The 20,953-nt window shown below is 61.5% G+C and carries 20 protein-coding genes and 1 pseudogene; 10 read left to right on the top strand and 11 right to left on the bottom strand.

Annotated elements, in window-relative coordinates; translation table 11 throughout:
* Positions 1-273 precede the first annotated feature (273 nt).
* The 4 genes from NKK50_RS16810 to NKK50_RS16795 all read left to right on the top strand — a co-directional run bounded on the left by NKK50_RS16810 (position 274) and on the right by NKK50_RS16795 (position 5,524).
* Complete coding sequence (locus tag NKK50_RS16810; protein ID WP_023672897.1) at positions 274-2,046, top strand: glucan ABC transporter ATP-binding protein/ permease; 1,773 nt, start codon at positions 274-276, stop codon at positions 2,044-2,046.
* 173 nt (positions 2,047-2,219) lie between these two features.
* Positions 2,220-2,972: a heme ABC transporter permease gene (locus NKK50_RS16805; RefSeq protein ID WP_023672896.1), complete on the top strand. Its 753-nt coding sequence runs from the start codon at positions 2,220-2,222 to the stop codon at positions 2,970-2,972.
* Positions 2,973-3,173: 201 nt separating this feature from the next.
* On the top strand, positions 3,174-3,857 hold the full coding sequence (locus NKK50_RS16800) for an outer membrane protein (RefSeq protein WP_023672895.1): 684 nt from the start codon (positions 3,174-3,176) through the stop codon (positions 3,855-3,857).
* A gap of 77 nt (positions 3,858-3,934) precedes the next feature.
* Positions 3,935-5,524: a tetratricopeptide repeat-containing sulfotransferase family protein gene (locus NKK50_RS16795; RefSeq protein ID WP_352543668.1), complete on the top strand. Its 1,590-nt coding sequence runs from the start codon at positions 3,935-3,937 to the stop codon at positions 5,522-5,524.
* A 47-nt stretch (positions 5,525-5,571) separates the two neighbouring features.
* Here NKK50_RS16795 and NKK50_RS16790 read toward each other — a convergent pair whose 3' ends face one another.
* From NKK50_RS16790 to NKK50_RS16780, 3 genes are all read right to left on the bottom strand, one after another.
* Positions 5,572-5,868 (bottom strand): addiction module antidote protein, encoded by a 297-nt coding sequence (locus NKK50_RS16790; protein WP_023672893.1) that lies wholly within the window; start codon positions 5,866-5,868, stop codon positions 5,572-5,574.
* Positions 5,869-5,873: 5 nt separating this feature from the next.
* Positions 5,874-6,164 (bottom strand): type II toxin-antitoxin system RelE/ParE family toxin, encoded by a 291-nt coding sequence (locus tag NKK50_RS16785; RefSeq protein WP_502881986.1) that lies wholly within the window; start codon positions 6,162-6,164, stop codon positions 5,874-5,876.
* A gap of 69 nt (positions 6,165-6,233) precedes the next feature.
* Positions 6,234-7,292, bottom strand: coding sequence for a D-TA family PLP-dependent enzyme (locus tag NKK50_RS16780; RefSeq protein WP_023829523.1), 1,059 nt, complete (start codon positions 7,290-7,292; stop codon positions 6,234-6,236).
* A 143-nt stretch (positions 7,293-7,435) separates the two neighbouring features.
* Between NKK50_RS16780 and NKK50_RS16775 the strand changes: the two genes are divergently transcribed.
* Positions 7,436-8,122, top strand: a complete 687-nt coding sequence (locus NKK50_RS16775) for a D-lyxose/D-mannose family sugar isomerase (RefSeq protein WP_023829524.1) — start codon at positions 7,436-7,438, stop codon at positions 8,120-8,122.
* A gap of 35 nt (positions 8,123-8,157) precedes the next feature.
* Here the strand turns inward: NKK50_RS16775 and NKK50_RS16770 are convergent, their stop codons facing one another.
* Genes NKK50_RS16770 through NKK50_RS16740 form a run of 7 tightly spaced genes read right to left on the bottom strand, consistent with a single transcriptional unit; the run spans position 8,158 to position 14,476 of the window.
* Positions 8,158-8,505, bottom strand: coding sequence for a hypothetical protein (locus NKK50_RS16770; protein WP_023829525.1), 348 nt, complete (start codon positions 8,503-8,505; stop codon positions 8,158-8,160).
* A 14-nt stretch (positions 8,506-8,519) separates the two neighbouring features.
* The gene (locus NKK50_RS16765) at positions 8,520-9,386 is read right to left on the bottom strand and encodes an RDD family protein (RefSeq protein ID WP_352543667.1); all 867 of its coding nucleotides are present in this window, start codon (positions 9,384-9,386) and stop codon (positions 8,520-8,522) included.
* A complete protein-coding gene (locus NKK50_RS16760; protein ID WP_023829526.1) occupies positions 9,373-10,392 on the bottom strand; it encodes a stage II sporulation protein M in 1,020 nt (339 codons plus the stop codon). The genes NKK50_RS16765 and NKK50_RS16760 overlap by 14 nt, the downstream gene beginning before the upstream one ends.
* Positions 10,389-11,699 carry a DUF58 domain-containing protein gene (locus NKK50_RS16755; protein ID WP_352543666.1) on the bottom strand — a complete coding sequence of 437 codons (1,311 nt, stop codon included), beginning with the start codon at positions 11,697-11,699 and terminating at the stop codon, positions 10,389-10,391. The genes NKK50_RS16760 and NKK50_RS16755 overlap by 4 nt, the downstream gene beginning before the upstream one ends.
* Positions 11,696-12,652 carry an AAA family ATPase gene (locus NKK50_RS16750; protein ID WP_023747705.1) on the bottom strand — a complete coding sequence of 319 codons (957 nt, stop codon included), beginning with the start codon at positions 12,650-12,652 and terminating at the stop codon, positions 11,696-11,698. The genes NKK50_RS16755 and NKK50_RS16750 overlap by 4 nt, the downstream gene beginning before the upstream one ends.
* Positions 12,639-13,847: a DUF4350 domain-containing protein gene (locus tag NKK50_RS16745; protein ID WP_352543665.1), complete on the bottom strand. Its 1,209-nt coding sequence runs from the start codon at positions 13,845-13,847 to the stop codon at positions 12,639-12,641. The genes NKK50_RS16750 and NKK50_RS16745 overlap by 14 nt, the downstream gene beginning before the upstream one ends.
* On the bottom strand, positions 13,844-14,476 hold the full coding sequence (locus NKK50_RS16740; RefSeq protein WP_352543664.1) for a DUF4129 domain-containing protein: 633 nt from the start codon (positions 14,474-14,476) through the stop codon (positions 13,844-13,846). The genes NKK50_RS16745 and NKK50_RS16740 overlap by 4 nt, the downstream gene beginning before the upstream one ends.
* Positions 14,477-14,620: 144 nt before the next feature.
* Here NKK50_RS16740 and NKK50_RS16735 point away from each other — a divergent pair, with 144 nt between their 5' ends.
* The 3 genes from NKK50_RS16735 to NKK50_RS16725 all read left to right on the top strand — a co-directional run bounded on the left by NKK50_RS16735 (position 14,621) and on the right by NKK50_RS16725 (position 17,203).
* Positions 14,621-15,478: a hypothetical protein gene (locus NKK50_RS16735; protein ID WP_352543663.1), complete on the top strand. Its 858-nt coding sequence runs from the start codon at positions 14,621-14,623 to the stop codon at positions 15,476-15,478.
* A 63-nt stretch (positions 15,479-15,541) separates the two neighbouring features.
* Positions 15,542-16,420, top strand: coding sequence for a hypothetical protein (locus NKK50_RS16730; protein WP_352543662.1), 879 nt, complete (start codon positions 15,542-15,544; stop codon positions 16,418-16,420).
* A gap of 27 nt (positions 16,421-16,447) precedes the next feature.
* The gene (locus NKK50_RS16725) at positions 16,448-17,203 is read left to right on the top strand and encodes a hypothetical protein (RefSeq protein ID WP_023715256.1); all 756 of its coding nucleotides are present in this window, start codon (positions 16,448-16,450) and stop codon (positions 17,201-17,203) included.
* 36 nt (positions 17,204-17,239) lie between these two features.
* Here NKK50_RS16725 and NKK50_RS16720 read toward each other — a convergent pair.
* Positions 17,240-18,924 (bottom strand): annotated as a pseudogene (locus NKK50_RS16720) (hypothetical protein).
* A 209-nt stretch (positions 18,925-19,133) separates the two neighbouring features.
* Here NKK50_RS16720 and NKK50_RS16715 point away from each other — a divergent pair.
* A complete protein-coding gene (locus NKK50_RS16715) occupies positions 19,134-20,018 on the top strand; it encodes a macro domain-containing protein (protein ID WP_023702282.1) in 885 nt (294 codons plus the stop codon).
* Positions 20,003-20,947 (top strand): DarT ssDNA thymidine ADP-ribosyltransferase family protein, encoded by a 945-nt coding sequence (locus NKK50_RS16710; RefSeq protein WP_081726112.1) that lies wholly within the window; start codon positions 20,003-20,005, stop codon positions 20,945-20,947. The genes NKK50_RS16715 and NKK50_RS16710 overlap by 16 nt, the downstream gene beginning before the upstream one ends.
* Positions 20,948-20,953: the final 6 nt, after the last annotated feature.

Raw genomic sequence — 20,953 nt, 5'->3', positions numbered from 1 at the left:
CAGTACGGCGTGCCTTCCCGGATACCGGCGGGTCAAGCGTGCAGTGACTAAAAATGTAGCAGCGCTAGATGCTGCCATGATTTTGCCGCAAGACTGACATTTCACCTTTTATCTCAAACCGTTAGGTGATCACGGCAGATTTCGCAACGTCGTCATCTTTTGTTCGCAGAATGGGAACGGAAGAGGTAGACGGGCATTGTTTTGCGACCCGTTAACCGGTACGTGTCAAGAAATGGTGCGGTGCACAATAATGTTTTGGGCGGAGTAGCTGAAGTGTCACTTCTGCAAATCTACTGGAGAGCGCTGGGTTATCTCGCAGCCGACAGGAAGCGCGTTGCGTTTATCTGCGGTGCGAATGTCGCGCTCGCCATTATCGCCATCCTCGAGCCGATCATGTTCGGCCGGGTAATCGACGCCATCTCCGATAAGGGTTCGGTGTTTTCGACGCTGGCGCTGTGGGCCGGTCTCGGCGCCTTTAACATCGTCGCCTTCGTGCTGGTGGCGCGCGGCGCCGACCGTTTTGCCCACAAGCGGCGCAGCGAGGTGCTGTGCCAGTCGTTCGAGCGCGTGATCACCATGCCGCTCGCCTGGCACCACCAGCGCGGCACCTCCAACGCGCTGCACACGCTGCTGCGCGCCGTCGAGACGCTGTTCAGCCTGTGGCTTGAATTCATGCGCCAGCATCTGTCGACGGCGGTTGCGCTGGCTCTGCTGATTCCGACCGCGATAAGCATGGATCTGCGCATGTCGCTGGTGCTAATGGCGCTGGGCGTTCTCTATGTCGGCATCGGCCGGCTTGTGATGAAGCGCACCAAGGCGGGCCAGGCCGCGGTCGAGCGTCACTACCATCAGGTCTTCGCGCATGTGACCGACTCGGTCAGCAATGTCGCCGTGCTGCAGAGCTACAACCGTCTCGGCCACGAGGCCGATACGCTGCGCCGCTATGTCAAGAACCTGCTCGACGCGCAGAACCCGGTGCTCGACTGGTGGGCGATGGCCAATGCGTTGCACCGCCTGTCGTCGACCATATCGATGATGGTTGTGCTTTTGATCGGCGCCTATCTGGTCACCCATGGCCAGCTCAAGATCGGCGACGTCATCGCCTTCACCGGCTTTGCCACGCTGCTGATTGCCCGCCTCGACCAGATGTCGGCTTTCGCCAACCAGATTTCGGAAGCCCGCGCCAAGCTCGAGGACTTCTATCACCTCGAGGATTCGGCCGCCGACTCCGCCGAGCCGGACGGCTTGCGCGACCTCACCAACGTCACCGGCCATGTCCGCTTCGAGAATGTCGGCTTCGAGTTTGCCAATTCGCGGCAGGGCGTCGACGACGTCTCCTTCGAGGTCCAGGCCGGGCAGACGGTTGCCATCGTCGGCCCGACCGGCGCCGGCAAGACGACGCTGATCAACCTCTTGCAGCGCGTCTTCTCGCCGTCTCATGGCCGTATCCTGATCGACGGCATCGACACCCGCACGGTGACCCGCAAGTCGCTGCGTCATTCGATCGCCACCGTCTTCCAGGATGCCGGCCTGCTCAACCGCTCGATCGAGGACAACATCCGCGTCGGTCGTGCCGAGGCGACTTATGACGAGGTTCACGCCGCCGCCAACGCGGCTGCCGCGCAGGATTTCATCCTTGCCAAGAGCGCCGGTTACGACACCGTCGTTGGCGAGCGCGGCGGCCAGCTTTCGGGCGGCGAGCGTCAGCGCATCGCCATTGCCCGCGCCGTGCTCAAGGACGCACCGATCCTGGTGCTCGACGAGGCGACGAGCGCGCTCGACGTCGAGACCGAGGACCGCGTCAAGGAAGCCATCGACGAACTGAGGCGCAACCGCACCACCTTCATCATCGCCCACCGCCTGACCACCGTTCGCGACGCCGACCTGGTCGTGTTCATGGACAAGGGCAAGGTGGTCGAGATGGGCGGCTTCGCCGAACTGTCGCTGCGCAATGGCCGTTTCGCCAGCCTGCTGCGCGCCGGCGGCCTGCTCAACGACGAGGAAGTCCGCCGCCTCAGCCGCACCGTGAATATCGAAGCGGCGTAGCTTTTTTACCTCCCCCTTGTGGGGAGGTCGGACCCGTAGGGTCCGGGTGGGGGTAGTGCCCCACCACCCCCACCCCGCTGCTTCGCAGCGACCCTCCCCACGATGGGGAGGGTAAATAAGACTGCGACAACCGCTCGATTGCCCCGAACGCGCCGCCGGTCTATCTAGACCTTATGAGCGACACCTCCTCACGCCTCGCCGGCTGGACCGACCTCGCCAACCCGACGCGCTTTGTCGGGCTGGCCGACAGGCTGGTGCCGTGGCTGGCGTCGATCGCCGCGATCCTGCTAGCCATCGGTCTCTATATGAGCTTTGCCGCGCCTGAGGATTTCCAGCAGGGCATCACGGTGCGCATCATGTACATCCACGTGCCTTTCGCCTGGCTCGCCATGATGTGCTACACGGTGATGGCGGTCGCCGCGCTCGGTACGCTGGTCTGGCGCCATCCGCTGGCCGACGTCGCGCTGAAATCTGCAGCCCCGATCGGCGCCACCTTCACCGCGCTTGCGCTGGTCACCGGCTCCATCTGGGGCAAGCCGATGTGGGGCACCTGGTGGGTGTGGGATGCCCGCCTGACCTCAGTCTTCATCCTCTTCCTGATGTATCTCGGCATCATCGCGCTGACGCGCGCGCTGGATGACGCCAGCCGTGCCGCCTGGGCCGCCGCCATCATCACGCTGGTCGGCTTCATCAACATCCCGATCATCAAATTCTCGGTCGACTGGTGGAACACGCTGCACCAGCCGGCCTCGGTGTTCCGGCTCGGCGGACCGACGATCGATCCCAGCCTGCTATGGCCGCTGCTGGTGATGGCGCTCGGCTTCACCGTGCTGTTCTTCGCGCTGCACCTGACGGTGATGCGCACCGAGATCCGCCGCCGGCGGGTGATCTCCATGCGCAGGGTGGCGGCAAGGCAGGCCGACTAGCGCGATTTCAAACGGAAGGGACAGCCATGCGCCTGCCGCCAGAAACATTAGCATGTGCTGCTATGTTGCGGTGCGGCAACAAGAATTCTCAAAAGATCGTTCCCGACCTCGCTTTGCTCCTTGATCTCGTTTGCGTTCTTGACAGCTCGGCCGCCAAGCAAGAGTGATATTAGTCACTAGTTGTTGCGAGGGGATTCGACGATGAAACTGTGCCTGCTGGCTGGCGTTTCGACATTTGCATTGGCGCTTGGCTGGAGTTCGGCCTACGCCGCAGACGCGCTTGTCGACGTGCCGAGGGCGGAGGATCTCTGGTACGTCACGCTCTTCGGCGGCGCCAGCTTTGCCAACAATGTGAAGACGGACTACGATAGTGGTCGGTATTCCGTGGATCTTGACAGTGGGTTCGTGATCGGCGGCGCTGTCGGTCGGCGGATCAACGACACGTTCCGCGTGGAAGGCGAACTGTCCTACGCGCGCTACAAGGCAAGCGAGTACAGCTTCAGCTTCCCTCCTGCCGACCAAGGTTCCGGCCCAGCTTCCGGCAATCTGTCGGCCACCTATCTTCTCGCCAACGTCTGGGCCGATGTTGCGCATTTTGGTGATGCCAAACTCTATGTCGGCGGCGGTCTCGGCGCGGCCTATGTTACCGCCGATACTCATTTTGATGGCCACGCCTATGGATACGGGCCTGGCGGCTGGGGTTTCGCCGGCCAGGTGGGCGCCGGTGTTACCTACGCGGTAACGCAGAATGTCGACCTCGATTTCGGTTACCGCTTCAAGGCCGTGACAAGCGTGGATCTAGACGACAATGATGGCGGCGGCACATACGAGAACGCCAAATTGTACTCCCACAATCTCCAGCTTGGCGTTACCCTGAAGTTCTGATTGGTTCGTCGCAGGTCGCGACCGGGATCTGACGGATGCCGCTCTTGCCACGCCGGCAACCCCTGGGTCTGCCGGCAATGATCTCAGCCTCGCTGCCGACCGCCGGTGAGCCGGCGGAAAAGACATTGCAGCGCGGCATCGACCTGCAACGGCGCAAGCGTTTTCGCGAGGCCGAGTTCTGCTACCAGACGGTGCTTCGCACGCAGCCCAAAAATGCCATGGCGCTGAACCTGATGGGCACGCTCGCCATCGAGGCCGAGCATCATGACGCCGCCATTGCCTATATGGAAAGGGCGGTCACGCTCGAACCGGACAACGCCATCTTCCGCAACAATCTCGGCAATGCCTACAATGTCACCGGCAACGTCGACAAGGCGCGCAGACATCTGAGAAAGGCGATCGAGCTCGACGGAGGGCTCATCGAAGCGCTGTGCAATCTCGGCCGCTCCTACCGCAGCCAGCTCGAGGGCGACATTGCCGAAGGGTTCTATCGCCAGGCGCTGGCTATCGACGGCCAGTCGGTGATGGCACTTGCCGGTATGGGCGATTTGCTCACCGACATTGGCCGGCCGGCCGAGGCGGTCGAATGCTTCAGCAAGGCCCTTGCCATCGACCCGGGCCATGTCGAGGCGCTGGCTGGAATGGCGCTTGCGCGCCGGGCGGTCAAGGACGATCCGACGTTGCCTTTGGTGCTGAAACGCCTGGAATTGCCGACAACCACCGATCGCGAGCGGGTAGTGCTGCACCACGCCGCCGGCAAGATGCTCAATGATCAGCGCGATTATGGCCCGGCCATCCGCCATTTCGCGAGGGCCAAGGCGATTTCCGGCAATGACTTCGACATCGACCGGCACACCCAGCTTTACGACAGCTTCATCGACACTTTCGACGCCGGCTTCTTCGAGGCGCGAGCCAATTTGGGAAATCCATCCAGACGCCCGGTCTTCATCGTCGGCATGCCACGGTCGGGAACGACGCTGACCGAGCAGATATGCGCCAGTCATCGCGATATCCATGGCGCCGGGGAGTTGTCGACCATTCGTTCACTTGCCGGCGAACTTGGGTTCGACAAGCTCGACCCAGCCATTTTCACCAAGGCCATGGCGGCGCTCACTGCAGCCAAGGCCAAGGAGCTTGGATCGAAATATCTCGACGATCTCAAAAAGCGCAACAACACGGTGCGGCTTGTCGTCGACAAGATGCCGCACAATTTCGAGCTGCTGGCCTTCATCAGCCTGATCTTGCCGAATGCCCGCATCATCCATTGCCGGCGTGACCCGATGGACAATTGCGCGTCCTGTTTCATGCATAATTTTTCCGAGGCGCACGGCTATAATGCCGATCTGACCAAGCTTGGGCAGTATTACCGGCAGTATGACCGCCTGATGCGCCATTGGGCCAAGGTCATCCCGCTGGATATCCACGACATGCCCTACGAAGAAACGGTCGGCGATTTCGAAAATCGCGCCCGCGGATTGATCGGATTCCTCGGCATCGAGTGGGACGATGCCTGCTTGCGTTTCAACGAAACCGACCGCACGGTGCGGACGCCGAGCCGCTGGCAGGTGCGCCAGCCGATCTATTCATCCTCGGTCGAGCGCTGGAAGCTGTATGGCGACGCGCTGGATCCGCTGAAGGCGGCGCTGGGTCCGGTTTATCAGTCCTGATTTCAGTTGGCCCGAACAACCTCGCGCTCGACGCGCGCTGGCGTAGATTAGACCTGAGTTGCATCGTGCTTTGGGGCCAAATGAAAGCCGAATGCTTTCATGACCGCCAGTGTGGTTTCCAGCGTAGGATTACCGTTTTCGCTGAGCGAGGTATAAAGATGCTCGCGAGCCAAGCCGGTCTTTCTGGCAATGTTGCTCATCCCCTTGGCGCGGGCAACGACACCGAGGGCGGACGCGACGAATTTGGCGTCTCCGGTTTCCATTGCCTCTGCCAGAAACGCCTCGATTGCCGTATCGGAATCGAGCATTTCGGCGGGATCGAAATCATAGATTTTTTCAACCATTGTCGTCACTCCATTCTACGGCCAGGCGCTTGCTGTCCGTATGTCGGTTTCTTGTGAACTTTTATCCCCGCCGCACAGGAGCAGGATGACCGTTTCACCGCGCTTGTGAAATAAACGCGATAGCCGGGCCCACAGTGAATGCGCAATTCACTGATGCCTTCACCCACTGGGGCCACGTCGCCGGGATTTCCTACAATCAAACGTTGCAGCCGAACGGCAATTGCCGCCTTGGCTCTTCCGTCTTTCAGCTTTTGGTGCCACCTCCGAAAGGTGGCTGTCTGCTTCAGGATTGCCATGGTGGCTAGTAAGTTATAAATTACAATTCGTCAATGTCGAAATAGGGCGAGCCTCCAAAACGAAAAGCCTCACCCCATCCGCCCACGCGCTTCCACCTTCAGCGTTTCCAGCACCTTGTCACCGTCGATCAGATGCACCTGGTCGAACAGGTTGGTCACGACGCAGCAATGATCAGGCACCACGCGCACGCGCTCGCCAATGCGAAGCTTCGCACCATTTCCAAGCGTGACCGTGCCATGTTCCTCGCTCAAGCTGGTGACGCGGGCGCCGGGCATGCCGAGCAGCTCGCCAAAATCGGCGAGCCCCAGCGTGTCGCTGGACAGCGCCTTGCTGCCGCTGTCCAGGATGGCGCGGGCCGGCGTCGGATGGCTGACCACGGTGGCGAGCACCGTCAGCGCACAATCGTCGAGCGTGCCGACGCCTTTGGCGACCTGGTAGCGGTCGAGGTAGATGTAGGTGCCGGGGCGGTATTCGGTCACCACGCTGTCCTCGCCCGAGCGCCACATGTCAGGCGTGCCGCCGCTGGAGATGCGTTCACAGGCGAGACCCGAGGCCGCGAGCGTTTGTTTGGCGCCGGCCAGCCACGATTCAGCCTCGGCGGCGCGGCCGGCCGCGGGGTAGGTCATCAGCCCGCCGAAGGTGAGCCCCTTGGCTTGGTCGATCAACTTCGCCAGTGCCAGCGCTTCGGCGGCGCTCTGCACGCCGCAACGGCCCATGCCGGTGTCGCATTCGACCAGAACGGGCAGGGGGTGCCCGGCATCGATGAAGGTGGCGGCGAGCCCTTGCAGCGTTTCGTGGCTGTCGGCCGTCACCGACAGCGTTACGCGGCCATGCAGCGCCTTGAGGCGCTCCAGCTTGGCGCGGCCCAGGATGTTATAGGGCAGAAAAATATCGGAGAGCCCGGCATCGGCCATCACCTCGGCTTCGCCGATCTTCTGGCAGGTGATGCCGACGGCACCCGCCGCCACCTGCTTCTTTGCCCAATAAGGCAGCTTGTGCGTCTTGATGTGCGGCCTGAGCTTCAGCCCGTGGCGGTCGGCATGCGCCTGCGCTCGTGCGATGTTGGCTTCGGCGCGGGCCGCATCGATCAGGATCGCCGGCGTATCGAGGTCGTCTATGCCTTGCATGAATGTCACCTTGGGAAATTTGGCTGGACTTATGGCCCCGATCGGCCCGGATGTCATGGGGCCAGCTTGCAGTTTGCGTCGACACCGCAACGCTGTTCGGCTATGCGCTTTAGGCAGGAACGCGACGCCAAGGGATCACGACCATGAAACGCTCCACCGTCAACGACATCATCCGCGATGCCGACGCCTTTATCCGCTCGTTCGGCTACATCATGCCGCCCTTCGCATACTGGTCGCCGGAAGAGATGAAGGCGCGCAAGGCTGACTCCGCCGCCATTTTCACCTCGCGGCTCGGCTGGGACATCACCGACTACGGCCAGGAGAAATTCGACGAACTCGGCCTGTTCTTGTTCACCGTGCGCAACGGCGTCTATGCCGACATGAAGAAGGGCATGGGCATGCTCTATGCCGAGAAGATCATGATCTCGCGCAAGGATCAGTTGTCACCCATGCATCGCCACAACATCAAGGCCGAGGACATCATCAACCGCGGCGGCGGCAAGCTGGTGCTCGAACTGTTCATGCACGACCGCGACGGTGGCATCGATCCGAAGGCCGAAGTCTCGGTGCCGGTTGATGGCACCATCCACAGGCTGCCGGCGGGCGGGCTGCTGAAGCTCGACCCGGGCCAGAGCGTCACGCTGATGCCCGGCGTCTGGCACGCCTTCTGGGCCGAGGGCAAGGATGTGCTGATCGGCGAGGTCTCGACCGTCAATGACGACCTCACCGACAACGTCTTCCGCGAGCCGATCGGCCGCTTCTCCAACATCGAAGAGGACGTTGCCCCGGTGCACCTTTTGGTGTCCGACTATGAGAAGTGGGTGGGGTAGGCGACGGTACGGTCACCGCCCCAGGTGCCAGATGGTCAGTCCCAGTTCAACTGCTGATGGAATGTCCAAATGCTAATCGTGCTGTCGTCCTTGTAGCTCGTACTGTGCAGGCAAAGAACGATATCGACGGTCGGTGGCGCTTCGATCCTCGCTGTGATCAGACGGGTCCCCTCAGGTGCGATGCCTACGCCTGAGCTCATTTTCCAATTCCCACCGACTTCCCGAAGCCGGTGGGAGGAGTCTGCGAATTGCTCCATCATCGATGCATCGTTAGAAAATGGTGCATCCGTGAGCTTGACGAATTCGTTCCAGGATCCCGAGATCGCGGCCTGAATGGCGCGTTCAATCCTGGCTTCTTCTGCTTCGCTGACGCGAACCGGCATCCCGGAACTCCGATCTAGCGCTGATATTTATCCGCCTTGCGTGTTCCCAGCAGAAGCTTGCGCTCGAGTTGAGCCCGCAGCTCGCCATAATAGGCGGTTAGGAAAGCCCTGGAATCGACCGGCTCGATCGTCATGCCGATCTTGCGCCCGATCGTCTCGGCCACGGCTTTCAGCGCGAAATAGTCGTCGCGGCGCAGCACTTCCTCCAGCTTGTGCAGTTCGGCGATGCCATAGGCATCGAGCTGCGCCTGGGTGAAGCGGAATGCGCGGGTGGTGGTGTCCTGGCGTTGCGACAGGTCTTCGACCAGCGCCAGTTTCGGCGCCTCGACAACCCACGTTCCGGCCAAAAGGTCGCCGATGCGCATGCGGTCGCGGTTGAACAGCGGGAAGAGCGCAAACAGCAGCGTCCACACCAGTCCGAAGATCGTCGTCAGCGTGTCGGCGAGCCCCATCTCGCTGCGGCCGAGGATGATCGACAGCGGCAGGAAGATCTCGATCTCGCGCATCAGGTTGCGGGCGATGACCTGATCGACCGAAAGGCCGGCGCCGCTGCGCGACGCCACCCGGATGCCGAGCATCCGTTTGCCGGGCGTGGCGGCGCGGCGGCCGGCTTCGAAGACGATGAAATAGGCGTTGCGCAGGAAGAAGATCAGGATGATCCAGACGATGAACAGCGGCTGCGCGCCTTCGCCTTTGAGGCCGGCCAGCCCGAACAGTGCAACGATCGAGATCACGATCGCCGTGACGATGATGATGACAAAGTCGAGCAGGAAGGCGGCGGCGCGGGTGCCGGCATCGGCGAGCTTGATCCGGAGATCGACCCCTTCCGGCGTGATCAGCGGCCGTATCGTCAAGACGGCAGCGCGCCTAGCGGTCGCCATGCCGCACCACCCTGAACACATAGAAATAGCAAAGCCACAGCGTCAGCATGACGCCGCCAATGGCATAGCGTGTCACGTCGCTGGTGATCACCTGCCTGCCGATGCCTTCGAGCAGGCCGGCAAACAAAAGCATGATCGTCACCCCGACCATGGTGGTTGCGGCCACGCGCCCGGCATCGGCAGCAGCCGTCATCCGCGTCAGTTCGCCGGGGAAGGCGATGCGCGTGCCGATGCGCATGCCGGCGGCGCCCGCCAAGGCGATCGCGAACATCTCGGTGGTGCCATGGATGGACAGCCATCCGCCCAGCTCCAGCCAAAGCCCCTTGGCGACGTAGATCTGGAACATCGCGCCAAGCAGGCAGCCATTCATCAGGATCAAGAGCACGCTCGGCACCGCGAAGGCAAAGCCCAGCGCGAAGGCCAGGATCGCCACCTGGACATTGTGCGTGAACAGATAGGCGGCGAAGCCCGACAGGAAATTGCTGTCGGCGCCGTCATAAAGCACCTGTCGCAGGACTTCGACTGAGGCGTCCGGGTTGCGCCCGCCGGCCAGGCTCGGCGGAATGATGGCGTCGAACCAGCCCTTGTCTTTGGCCACCAGCCAGTAGCCGGCGCCGGCGCCGACAAAGGTCAGGACGACCGACAGCAAGGTCTCGCGCCACAAATCCCGAATGGCATGCGGCCAGTCATGCAGGAAGAAGTCGCCGATGCGCTGCCGCAAGCCGCGACGTGCGCCATAGAGGTAGAAGTAGCCGCGCAGGCAAAGCGCTTCGAGATAGCTGACCAGCGCATTGTCGAGCGACGTCGCCCGCGCCACCGAAAGCGAGGACAGCGCCGAGCGGTAGAGCAGCGGCAGCGACAGCAGTTCGTCTTCCGATAGCGTGCGTGGCGCACGTTTCTCGACCCGGGCAAGCAGCGCCTCGAACGCCTTCCAGTCGGCCTCGCGCTCCGAACGGAAGCTCGCCAGCGACTGGCGCACCGCATCCTTGCCGACCAGCGCGTTCACAACAGATCCTCTCGCTTGAGCTCGAGATAGCGCTCGACCAGCGCCGGCCCGAGCCTCTGATGGTCGGCTTCGATGACATGCGCGCCGAGCAGCCTGAGCCTGCCGATGACGACCTGCCTTTCGCGCAGCAGCCCGCCGGCGACGACGGAGCGCGCCACATCCTCCGGTGCGTCCGGCGGCATGTCGGCCAGTGTCTCCAGTTCGACATCCCTCATCATCATGAACAGCACCAGATGCCGTTCGGTGAGCCGGCCGACGGTGCGCAGCATCACTTCGGCGCTGATCGGATCGACGAAGTCGGTGAAGATGATCACCAGCGAGCGCCGGTCGAGCCGCGCCGCCAGCGTCGTCAGCGCCAGGGTGAAATTGGTCTCTTCGGTGGAATAGTCGATCTCCGCCGCCCGCTTCTGGATCATGGCGAAGCTGGCGGAGCCGCGCACGGCGCCGCTGGAAACGAGCGGCCGCGCGTCGAAGCCGAACAGGGAGACCATGTCGCCGCCCTTCAGCGCAATGAACGCCGACAGCAAGGCTGCGGTGACGGCGCGGTCGACCTTCGGCACGCCGTCGACGGGCTCGCACATCAGCCGGCCGCTATCGATGGCCAGCACGATGTTGTTGTTCTCCTCGATACGGAATTCGCGCGCCAGAAGCCTGCCGTGGCGGGCGCTGCGCTTCCAGTCGATCATGCGCCGGCCCATGCCGGGCTGGTAGTCCTTGAGCGCCTCGAATTCGCGGCCTTGGCCGGCGCGGCGCTGCGCATGTCCGTCGGGCAGCGCCTGGCGCTGCAGAAGCGTGATCGCCTCGTCGCGGGCGCTGCTGACGTTGGGCAGCACCGCCACCTTGCCGTCCATCGGCAGCACCACCTGGTTCCAGACCAGCCCGAACGGCCCGCGCCAGCGCACCCACAGGCGATCGAACGTGGCAATGCCGCGCCGCAGCGCCTGAAATCTGAGATCGAGCGATGCGCTGCCGGCCTCGGCGGTCGATGCGCCGCCGGTGCCGCCCAGCGGTTGCAGCCGCTCGTCATGGCCAAGACGCGCCTGCACGGCGCGCGGCCGTCCGCCGAGCCTGGCGGTGACATTGACGGTGAGCTGGCCGCCGACGCTGACCTGCGGCGGGGCGTGGATGCTGGCGTTCAGAGAAGCCCGTCCGCGCCCGGCGGCCGCGTCCACGGCCAGGAAAGCAAGCAGCGCGCAGATCCACAACAGGCCGAGATACCACATCGACGGCAGCGCGAGCGCGATCAGGAAGGCCGGTATTGCACCGGCCGCACCTGCCCAGACTGCCCGGCCGCTCGGATAAATCAACGTGGCGCTTCCGTCTGGTCTACAAGGTCGGTCACGATCTGTTCGACCAGGCGGCCGTCGATCTGCGCCGCCGGCGACAGGATAACGCGATGGCGCAGCGCCGGCACGGCAAGCGCCTTGACGTCGTCGGGGATGACATAGGCACGCCCGTCGAGCGCTGCCCGAGCCCGTGCAGCTCTCGCCAACATGGCGCCCGCACGCGGGCTGGCACCGACTTCCAGATCGGGGCTGGCGCGCGTGGCCCGCACCAGCCTTGCGATATAGTCCACGACGTCGTCGACCAGCGTAACCTCGCCGACGGTCGCCAACGCCTTCTCCAGCGTCTTGCGGTCGGCCTGGGCCTTGATGCCGTACTGCTTGATGTCGTGCGAGGCGGTGCCGCCGCCATGGTGGATGATGATCGCCTTTTCCTCTTCCGGGCCGGGGTAGCTCACCCGGTGCTTGAACAGGAAACGGTCGAGCTGGGCTTCGGGCAGGGGATAGACGCCCTGGTGCTCGATTGGGTTCTGCGTCGCGACCACCATGAAGTTCGGGCCGAGCGCATGGGTGGTGCCGTCGAAGGTGACGGCATGCTCCTGCATCGCCTCCAGCAGGGCTGCCTGGGTCTTCGGCGGCGTTCGGTTGATTTCGTCGGCGAGCAGCAGATCGCAGAAGATCGGGCCGCGCGTCAGCGTGAACTGCCCGGTCTGGAAATTGTAGATGTTGGAACCGACGATATCGCCGGGCATCAGGTCGGGCGTGAACTGGATCCGGCCATAGGCGACGCCCAGCGCGTGGGCAAAGCAGCGCGCCGTCATCGTCTTGGCCGTGCCCGGCGGTCCTTCGAGCAATATATGCCCGCCGGCGAACAATGCCGTGAGCATCAGATCGACCGTATCGTGTTGCCCGGTGATGGCCTTGGCCACCTCTTCCCTGATCTGTGTCGCCAGGGCCTTCACATCATCGACGTTCACCGAGCCTCCTTGCCGTCCAGTCGTGCAGCTTTTCGGCTGCATCATGCATTTGTGTCAGGGTCTTTGCCGCGTTCGCAGCTTGCAGGCGGGTCGTGAACCCGCCGGCTTCGTCCTTGTCGCGGGAATCGAGCCAGCGGTCGAGCGCTTCGCCCTGCAAACCGTGCGGCGCGCCGAGCAGCGCGCCGGCGCGCACCCGCGCCAGGGTTCCATAGCGGTCGCCCAGTTCCTCCAGCCGGCCGGCGCGGCGCAACAGCATCGCCGTGGTGTCGACCAGCGCGCGTTTGCCGAAGGCGATGGCGCGCTGATCGGCCCGTGGCGGCCCGAACCGGCCAAGGCCATGCAGGAAGGCAAGTGCCGCCGCCGCCAGGATGGTCAGCGTCAGCGCCAGGAAGGGCGGCTCGACCAGAAGCTTGGCGAGATCGTATTTTCGCCCGACGCCATGCAGCGTCAGGTCGAACATGACAGCACCCTCTTCGGGCTGCAGGAGCTCGATCAGCTTGAGCGCCGCCGCCGCCTTGTCGGGATCTTTCAAGCCGGCGTTATTGATGAGATCGGGGTCCGTCAGAATGTAGAACCGCTCGTCTTCGACCTCGGTCAGCACGGCCTTGCCGTTGCCGGCGGCAATCAGCGGGTGTTCGTCGGCCACCCATTGCAGCTGGTCGGGAACGCTGACCATTTGCCCTGAGACGTCGAGTTGCTTGACCGTGGTCTCACCTTCGCCGAGCTTGGCCTTGGCGATGCGGCCGAGCCAGTCGTTGACCACGACGTCCGGCAGCCGCTGGATCTTCATCTCCCACCCCTCGTGCTCGAACAGCGGCAAGGTCGCCCATTTGGGCAGCACGAACAGCGTATCCAGGCCCTTGCGAAGCTTGACGATGTTGGCAAGCGCATCCGGGTCGCTGTCGGGCGAAATCGTGACGATCAGGAGGTTTGTGTCGATCTGGAGATCGCTGTCGGACCGCGCCATGTCGGGCGCTTCGCCGGTCAGCTCCAGCCATTCCGCCAAGCCGGCATAGCCGATGCCGCTCTTCGACAGCGGCGTTGCGCCACCGACGCTCGGCTGGCGAAAATCGGGGGCATAGGTCGACAAAAGGAAGAAGCCCGCCGCCGCGAGCAGGCTGGCGAAAATGCCCCAGAACACCGTCCTGCGGCTGAACGGTTCCTGCTGGGCGATGTCGGCTGTCGTGTCACTCACATCCAGGCATCCCTGAAGACGAATCGCTCATAGGCGCTGCGCGCCTCCTGCCAGCCCTCGGGCCCGACCGGCCGGCGCGCGAACAGAGCGGCCTCGACGATGCGCGCGATCTGGGTAAAGGCGCCACGCGCCCGCGTTGGCAGCGACGCCGCTCCCGCGATATCGCGCGCGGTCAGCGACGGGCGCAGGAAGTCGGGCAGGCGGCCGGCAATGTCGGCAACGCTGCGGCGCAGCAGGAGATGCACCGCCTCGTCATACTCGCCCCGGGCGGCGAGCGCATCGGCTTCCGACAGCAGGACCTGCGCGGCGCCAACGTCGGGGTGCCATGTCGCTTCCGCCTCGGTCACGCTCTTTTTGCGCCACCAGGGCAGGCGCCAGGCGACGCCTTTCACCTCAAGGAAAATCAGCATGAGGATGATGGCGGCACCTGTGATCACCGCTCCCCAGAACAGGTAGATCATATAGGGGCCGAGCCACTTGAGGAACTCGCCCAGCGGCTTCAGCCACTCCGGCGTCTCCGGCGGCCTGAAGGCCGGCAGGTCGAACTGGATCGAATCGTCCGACAGCAACTGCTTGTGCAGTTTGGCCAGCCATTCGGCTTGCGCAGCGTCCGGCTGTGCAGCAGTCACCTTCTCGCCCCCCTGCAACCTGCGGTTCGCGAGCCGACACTGGCAATACGCCAAGGCAATTGCAAGCGGCGGCAACCGCAAGTATCAATATCGGTGATTTATACTTTCTGATTTCGGGTATCCATTAGTCGGGGGGAATGTAACATGACGTCAATCGCGAGCGAGCGGCCGGAACGGTTCAGCGTCGGCAGGGCTTTCAGCAATACGTTTTCGGTAATCGGACGCAGCTTCGTCCCACTTGCCGCCATCGTCGGCCTTTTTTCGACGCTGCCTGCGCTGCTGTACAACATCTGGAGCTTTAGACAGATTGCAAAGATAGCAGTACCTGGGGCGAGCTTCGAGCAATCGGCTATGGCGGGCTATGGTGCCGTTTCGATGATTGCCGGCCTGGTGCTCCTGATCTTGGCCTTTCTGGCGCAGGCGGCGCTGGTACGAGCGACAATCGAAGATTTGAACGGCAAGCGCCCGTCGATTGGCGATTGCATTCAGATAGCCCTGCGCAGCTTCCTCCCCACGCTCGGAATTGGTCTTGTGATCATCGTGGCAATGTTTCTGATGGCGATGATATTAACGGTCATCACCATGGCCATCCCCATCGTCGGCGGTGTGATTGCACTTCTGTCGCTCATCCCCATAGCCATGTGGCTGATCAGCATATCGGTGGCTGTGCCCGTCGCAGTTCAGGAAAGGCCTGGCGTCTTCGCCTCGATTTCGCGAAGCAGGGCGCTGACGAAGGGAAGCCGCTGGCGGATATTCGCGCTGTTTCTGGTCCTCGGCATTGTTGCGATAGGGCTACAAGTGGTTTTCACCTTGCTGTTTCAGGCTGCTATTGCGAGCGGCGGGATCAGCACGACCGGTCTCGTTGCCGCTGCCATCGGAAGCAGCCTGCTGTCGACAATCGTTTCGGCGGTGATTTCGGTGGCGATTGCCGTCACCTATGTCGAGCTGCGCCAGGTCAGGGAAGGCACCAGCGTCGACGAACTGGCCGAGATCTTCTCGTAAGCCGACGGGTTTGCACCGCCTTGACCCGGTCAGGTCAAGGCGGGTGCCAGGGCAGGAGGCATCGTGACGTCACTGGCGCAGGACCGACCGGAAAAATTCCGCATCGGCAGGGTCTTCAGCAACAGCTTCGCGGTCATCGGCCGCAATCTGGGTTTCCTTGCTGTGGTCGTCGGACTTTTCTCAACCCTGCCCGCACTGCTGTACAACCTCTGGAACCTGTCCCGGGTGGCTACATTGGTGAACGTCGACAGCGCCGGGAACGCCGCCGCTTTCGAAACGTCGGCCATGGGAGACTACTCGGCCTTGTCGATAATCGCTTCCTTGATCATTTTCGTGCTGGCCTTGTTGGTGCAAGCGGCGCTTGTCAGGGCGGCGATCGAGGATTTGAACGGCAAGCGGCCGGTCATCGGCGACTGCATCCAGATAGCATTGCGCAGCTTCTTGCCCACGCTGGGCATAGGCATTCTGGTCATTGTCACTGTGGTGGTGGCTGTTTTTGTGATGGTTTTCATCGCCTGGGTCATCCCCCCTATCGGCTGGCTGATCGGGCTTGCCCTGGCGTTGATCCCAGCTTTTATGTGGCTGATTTCCGTGTCGGTTTCCGTGCCCATTGCGGTTCAGGAGCGGCTTGGCGTGTTCGGCTCGATATCGCGCAGCCGTGCCCTGACCAAAGGCAGCCGCTGGTCGATATTCTGGCTGCTGCTGATCATTGGCGTGGCGGCGATGCTCATCCAGGCGGTGTTCTCGTTGTTTTTCGGACTGGCGCTCGCCACCGCCGGCGGCGTCACCGGTGTCGGTGTCCTGGTCGGAGCGATTGGCAGCACTCTGGTGTCGACGATCTTTTCGACGATGCTGTCGGTGACCATTGCCGTCACCTATGTCGAACTGCGCCAGGTCAAGGAAGGCACCAGCGTCGACGAACTGGCGCAGATTTTTTCGTAACGGCACATCGACCGGGGTAGGGCAATCGTGACGTCGATGACGCCGGAGCAGCCAGGCAAATTTCGCATCGGCAGGGTTCTCCGCGATACGTTCGCGATTATCCGGCGCAATCCGGTGCTGTGCTTGGGAGTGGCGTTGTTCGTATACGCCTTGCCGGAGTTTGGATTTTCCTACTGGTTCTGGGTATCCGTTGGGTCGGTAGAGCCCGAATACTCGATGCGACGGTTGACGATCACGGCAATCTTCATGTTGGGCTTTTTTGTGCTGGGGGCTTTCATGCAGGCGGCATTGACGCGAGCGGCCCTGATGGATCTGCGCGGCGAACGGCCGTCGGCACGCGATTGCATCAGAACAGCCTGTGCGCTTCTGCTACCGGCAAGCGCCGCCTCGATCCTGATCACATTCGCCTTCTGGCTGGGCCTGGTACTCATCATCGTTCCCGGACTGTTGCTGCTGGCGCGCTGGTCGGTCACGACGCCGGTAATTGTCGGTGAAGGGCGTGGCGTGTTCGCCAGCATGCAACGCAGCCGCGACCTGACCAAAGGCAGCCGCTGGCCGTTGCTGTGCATCTGGCTTGTCGTGCTCGTGCCTTCAATCACCGTGGATATTTGGGCGAACGCCTTCTTTTTCTCATTTGGTCTGACACTGGGCTTTTTGCTCAACGCCCTGGTCGATACAGCCCAAGGCTTGGTGGTATCGATCGCCATCGTCGTCATGTATGTGGAGTTGCGACAGCTCAAGGAAGGCACCAGCATCGACGATCTGGCTGAGATTTTCTCGTGAGCGAACGTCGCCGATTTCGGTCGGTTGGCTGCCCTCTCAACGACAGCAGCTACGGTCCGCCTGCGGTCTCGTCCGGCACAGGCATGACGACGTGATCGCCACATTAGCCTTGGCCAGTGCTACGTCGAGCTTCTCCTGCACCCCCGGCAGTTCCACGCTCTCGCCGCCGCTTCAGACATTCCACCAACCCGTGCAGCGACCAGACATTGTCGGGGTGCTGGGCGCAGCGCTGGACCTTGCCGCTCAGGCCGAGGTCGTCGCGATAGACCTGCTCGGCCTCGTCAGTGTGGCCCTGGTCGAGGACCAGTGCCGCCAGCGCATGGCGCGGCGGTGCATCCAGGCCCAGGGCTCGGTGTAGGACAGATTGTCGTCGAGTTCGACGGATTGGCGCAGATGGGCGTAAGAGTCGTCATGCTGCCCCTGGTGGTAGGCCAACTCGCCATCGAGCAAGGCGGCGCCGACGGCTAGCGAGGCCCGTGCCGGGTTGCTGAGGAAGCGCCGCTCGGGCGCAATGCTCTCGACATGCCTGCGGAAATTTTCGCGCTCACGCTCGGCTGCCGCGAATTGCTTGAGCGTCGCATGGGCGACGCCCTTGGCGTAGTGCTGCATGGCGGCGGCCAGCACATAAAGTGCCGGCTCGTCCACCATCGGCTCATCGATGATCTCCTGCCAGCGGCCGAAGCGCACCTGCACATGCGATTTTATCGCATGATAGCCCTCCACTGTTTGCGTCAGCTTTGGCCGGTCCTGGATGGCGACCACGTCGCGCGTGACCAGGCTGCGCACCTTGTCAGCCGCCCACAGTGCCGGCTGGTACTGGCCAAGGAACATGCAGGTGAACATCATCAGATGCAAATCGTGGCAGCAGCCGAGCAGATAGTAGGTCGTCTCACCGGCATAGGCGAGGTAGAGGTCGTTGGCGCGCACCGCCTTTTCGCTGGCCAGCTTTGCCTTCTCGTACTCGCCGCACAGCACATGGATATGGCCCGGCATATGGTTCATGTGGCCGGCATCGGGGCACATGGTGCCGAGCCGGTCCGCCGAGCGCATGCCGCGTTCCGGCTGCGTCGACATCTCGAGCAGATGGATATGCAGGTGCAGGATCGCCGGATGCGGCGCAGTGCCGGCTTCGTCCGACAGCCGGATCGATCGCTCGCAGACCTCCAGCGCCTCCAGCACATCTAGTTCGGCGCCGGCTTGCCGGTTTTCAAATCCCACAGCCGCCGCACGGTGCGCATCATCAGCGCCTCGACGGTGAGAGCCATCACGTCATGGTCGTCGGGAAAGTCACAATAGACCTACCGCATCGCGGCGGCAGCGTAAGCATTGTCCCATTGTTCGAATTCCGCCGGCGTCACGCCATGCGGCTGCTGGAAGCGTGCGGCCAGCGCCTCGATCAGCCGCTGCTCGACGGGGCTTGCGCCCGCAGAACCAGCCCGCGCAAGCTGGACATGATCAAAGCAGCGTCGCGCGGCGCGGTTAGCCTCGTCCTTGCCGTGCTCCTTCCAGGTGAGGTTGTAAAAAGGCTCGGCGGCATAGGCGATGCCCCAATACACGAAGGCGCAATCAGGATCGGTCTCCAGCGCCTTTTCGAAGCACTTTATGCCTTCCTCATGGTTGAAGCCGTAGCACCAGTTCAGCCCGATATCGAACCAGCGCTGTGTTTCAGCCGAAGAGGTGGAGATGGGGCGGCGGTAGGTGCCGAGGTCGAAATGATCCATGCGTACATTTCTCACACATTGAAGTGCCATGGGACTAGCTGATGCTGGATATCACCGACGAGTCGCCGATAGGTGCAACACGTCGAAGTGTGTATAACCTCAGGCGGAATGCCGAGCCGCCAACGACAGCGCTGCAGAATCGTGCTAGAAACCTTGCTTAATGTTCTCTATATGTTCTCATTCGTTCTGACCTTGGGGCATCTAAGCGAATGATCACTTTTCTTGAAAGCAGCGTATTTGAATCTCCCGCGCAGACGCTGGTGAACACCGTCAACACGGTGGGTGTCATGGGTAAGGGAATCGCCAGGGAGTTCAAAAGCAGGTACCCGCGAATGTTTCGGGAGTATCGCGATCTTTGCGAGGCGCGCGCCCTTCGGATTGGCAATCTCCATCTGTGGCGATCCGACACGCGGTGGGTGTTGAATTTTCCAACTAAAACCACTTGGAAACTGCCATCGAAGATAGAGTACATCGAGCACGGTCTGCAGAAGTTCGTCGCGGCTTATAAGGACTTAGGGATCACCTCGGTTTCTTTTCCGCCTCTGGGATGCGGCAACGGCAACTTGAATTGGGAAGACGTTCGTCCTTTGATGGAACGCTATCTGGCTCGAGTAAGTATCCCCGTTTACATCCACGACATACAGGTTCCTTCGGATTTTGTAGCAGAGCACAAAGAGCGAGTAAGAATCCCGGAAGATTTTGCGGAGTTCTCTGAGGATCTAAGGAAGCTTGCCAAAGGTCACGTGTTCGCAACTTCCAAAGAGTCTCAATTCACGGTGCAGATGCAAACAGACAACTCTCTTGTTGTGGAGCATCAGTCGGGGAAGAAAGAGCGAATTGATGGGGAGTTGCTCCAAGCCTCATGGGTCAGGCTGCGAGAGAGGATACTCTCAATAGATAGTTTCTCAGACGCAAAATCACAGCGCCTAAAGAGTTACCTTTTTCCGATCCTGTCCGAGCTTCCTTATATCTGTTCGGTGAAGTCTCGAACAGGTGCTTCAACCGCATCTCGGGCAGAAGCGCTTTTCTTAGATCGCGATCAATACACTCCCTACACTGTGGCGAAACCGACGCAAGGATGGCTATTTCAATAGCGAGGGCCGATCAGCATATCGCGACCTTGGGACCTCGCCTTGATCGTTTTGCATCAAGGACGGGTTGGGGTCGGTCTCTCTATCACGCATGCCAAATCGAAGTTGCCGCAGAAATCTTGCGGGGTGGCGAGATTATATGCCGCAATGGAGTGCCCGCTTTGCTATGTGACGTCGCCAATCAGGGTGCTTTGAACAACAATCCAGCCGCTCATAACTATGTACGGTTATATTTCAGGCCCAAGAACAGATTCCATTTAAAGACCGAAGGTATAAAGGCTCGGAGTGACCCCAATAGGGCGGATCCTCATATGTGCATTCCTGTGATGTTAGTGTTTGACCTAATATCGGTGCTCACCCTAGCGTCTAGCCGTTTTGTTGCCGGAAACTTTGCTAATTCTAATCAGATACCGAGAGACGGAGACAATCAATTTGACCAACTCAAATTTGAACATATATATCATGACTCAGCAGTCTCTCAGGACGAAATGCAACACATTCACAATATGAGAATGTCTGAGGTTGTCGTCCCCCAAAGACTGAGTCTCGCAACCCTGAATTACGTTGTGTGCAGGACGATCCATGAAGAGCGCTATCTGAAGCGGCTGCTTGGACCGGGAGCATGGAATTACAATTTCGCGGTAGAGAAAGGCGGATCAGTCTTTTTTCGTCGTGGTATGTTTATCAGTGAATTGTATACCGAAAACGGGGAATTGCATTTCGAGTTCAGATCACCTGTTTCTGCATCGAAACCCCAGTATGAGGTCAAGGTGACCTGCGGCGATCAGCATTTCCGATATGAGATAGCTCCAAGCAGATGGCGCATTCCGGCCATCGTAAATCCGAACCCCAATGCCATCTGGAAGATCGAGATAGAAGGGTGCACAGCATACGAAGGAGTAGTTCCAGCTGCTGGGCCAGTCGTCGCCTAGCTCTAA

Source organism: Mesorhizobium sp. M0001 (assembly GCF_040324255.1).
Lineage (GTDB): Bacteria > Pseudomonadota > Alphaproteobacteria > Rhizobiales > Rhizobiaceae > Mesorhizobium.
Note: the sequence above shows the minus strand (reverse complement) of the source record. Positions and strands in the feature narration are given on the sequence as shown.

Bases quoted from the DNA above. Each gene is read 5' to 3' on its own strand.
- NKK50_RS16805 (WP_023672896.1), top strand. From the start codon at position 2,220: ATGAGCGACACCTCCTCACGCCTCGCCGGCTGGACCGACCTCGCCAAC.
- NKK50_RS16800 (WP_023672895.1), top strand. From the start codon at position 3,174: ATGAAACTGTGCCTGCTGGCTGGCGTTTCGACATTTGCATTGGCGCTT.
- NKK50_RS16795 (WP_352543668.1), top strand. From the start codon at position 3,935: ATGATCTCAGCCTCGCTGCCGACCGCCGGTGAGCCGGCGGAAAAGACA.
- NKK50_RS16790 (WP_023672893.1), bottom strand. From the start codon at position 5,868: ATGGTTGAAAAAATCTATGATTTCGATCCCGCCGAAATGCTCGATTCC.
- NKK50_RS16785 (WP_502881986.1), bottom strand. From the start codon at position 6,164: ATGGCAATCCTGAAGCAGACAGCCACCTTTCGGAGGTGGCACCAAAAG.
- NKK50_RS16780 (WP_023829523.1), bottom strand. From the start codon at position 7,292: ATGCAAGGCATAGACGACCTCGATACGCCGGCGATCCTGATCGATGCG.
- NKK50_RS16775 (WP_023829524.1), top strand. From the start codon at position 7,436: ATGAAACGCTCCACCGTCAACGACATCATCCGCGATGCCGACGCCTTT.
- NKK50_RS16770 (WP_023829525.1), bottom strand. From the start codon at position 8,505: ATGCCGGTTCGCGTCAGCGAAGCAGAAGAAGCCAGGATTGAACGCGCC.
- NKK50_RS16765 (WP_352543667.1), bottom strand. From the start codon at position 9,386: ATGGCGACCGCTAGGCGCGCTGCCGTCTTGACGATACGGCCGCTGATC.
- NKK50_RS16735 (WP_352543663.1), top strand. From the start codon at position 14,621: ATGACGTCAATCGCGAGCGAGCGGCCGGAACGGTTCAGCGTCGGCAGG.
- NKK50_RS16715 (WP_023702282.1), top strand. From the start codon at position 19,134: ATGATCACTTTTCTTGAAAGCAGCGTATTTGAATCTCCCGCGCAGACG.
- NKK50_RS16710 (WP_081726112.1), top strand. From the start codon at position 20,003: ATGGCTATTTCAATAGCGAGGGCCGATCAGCATATCGCGACCTTGGGA.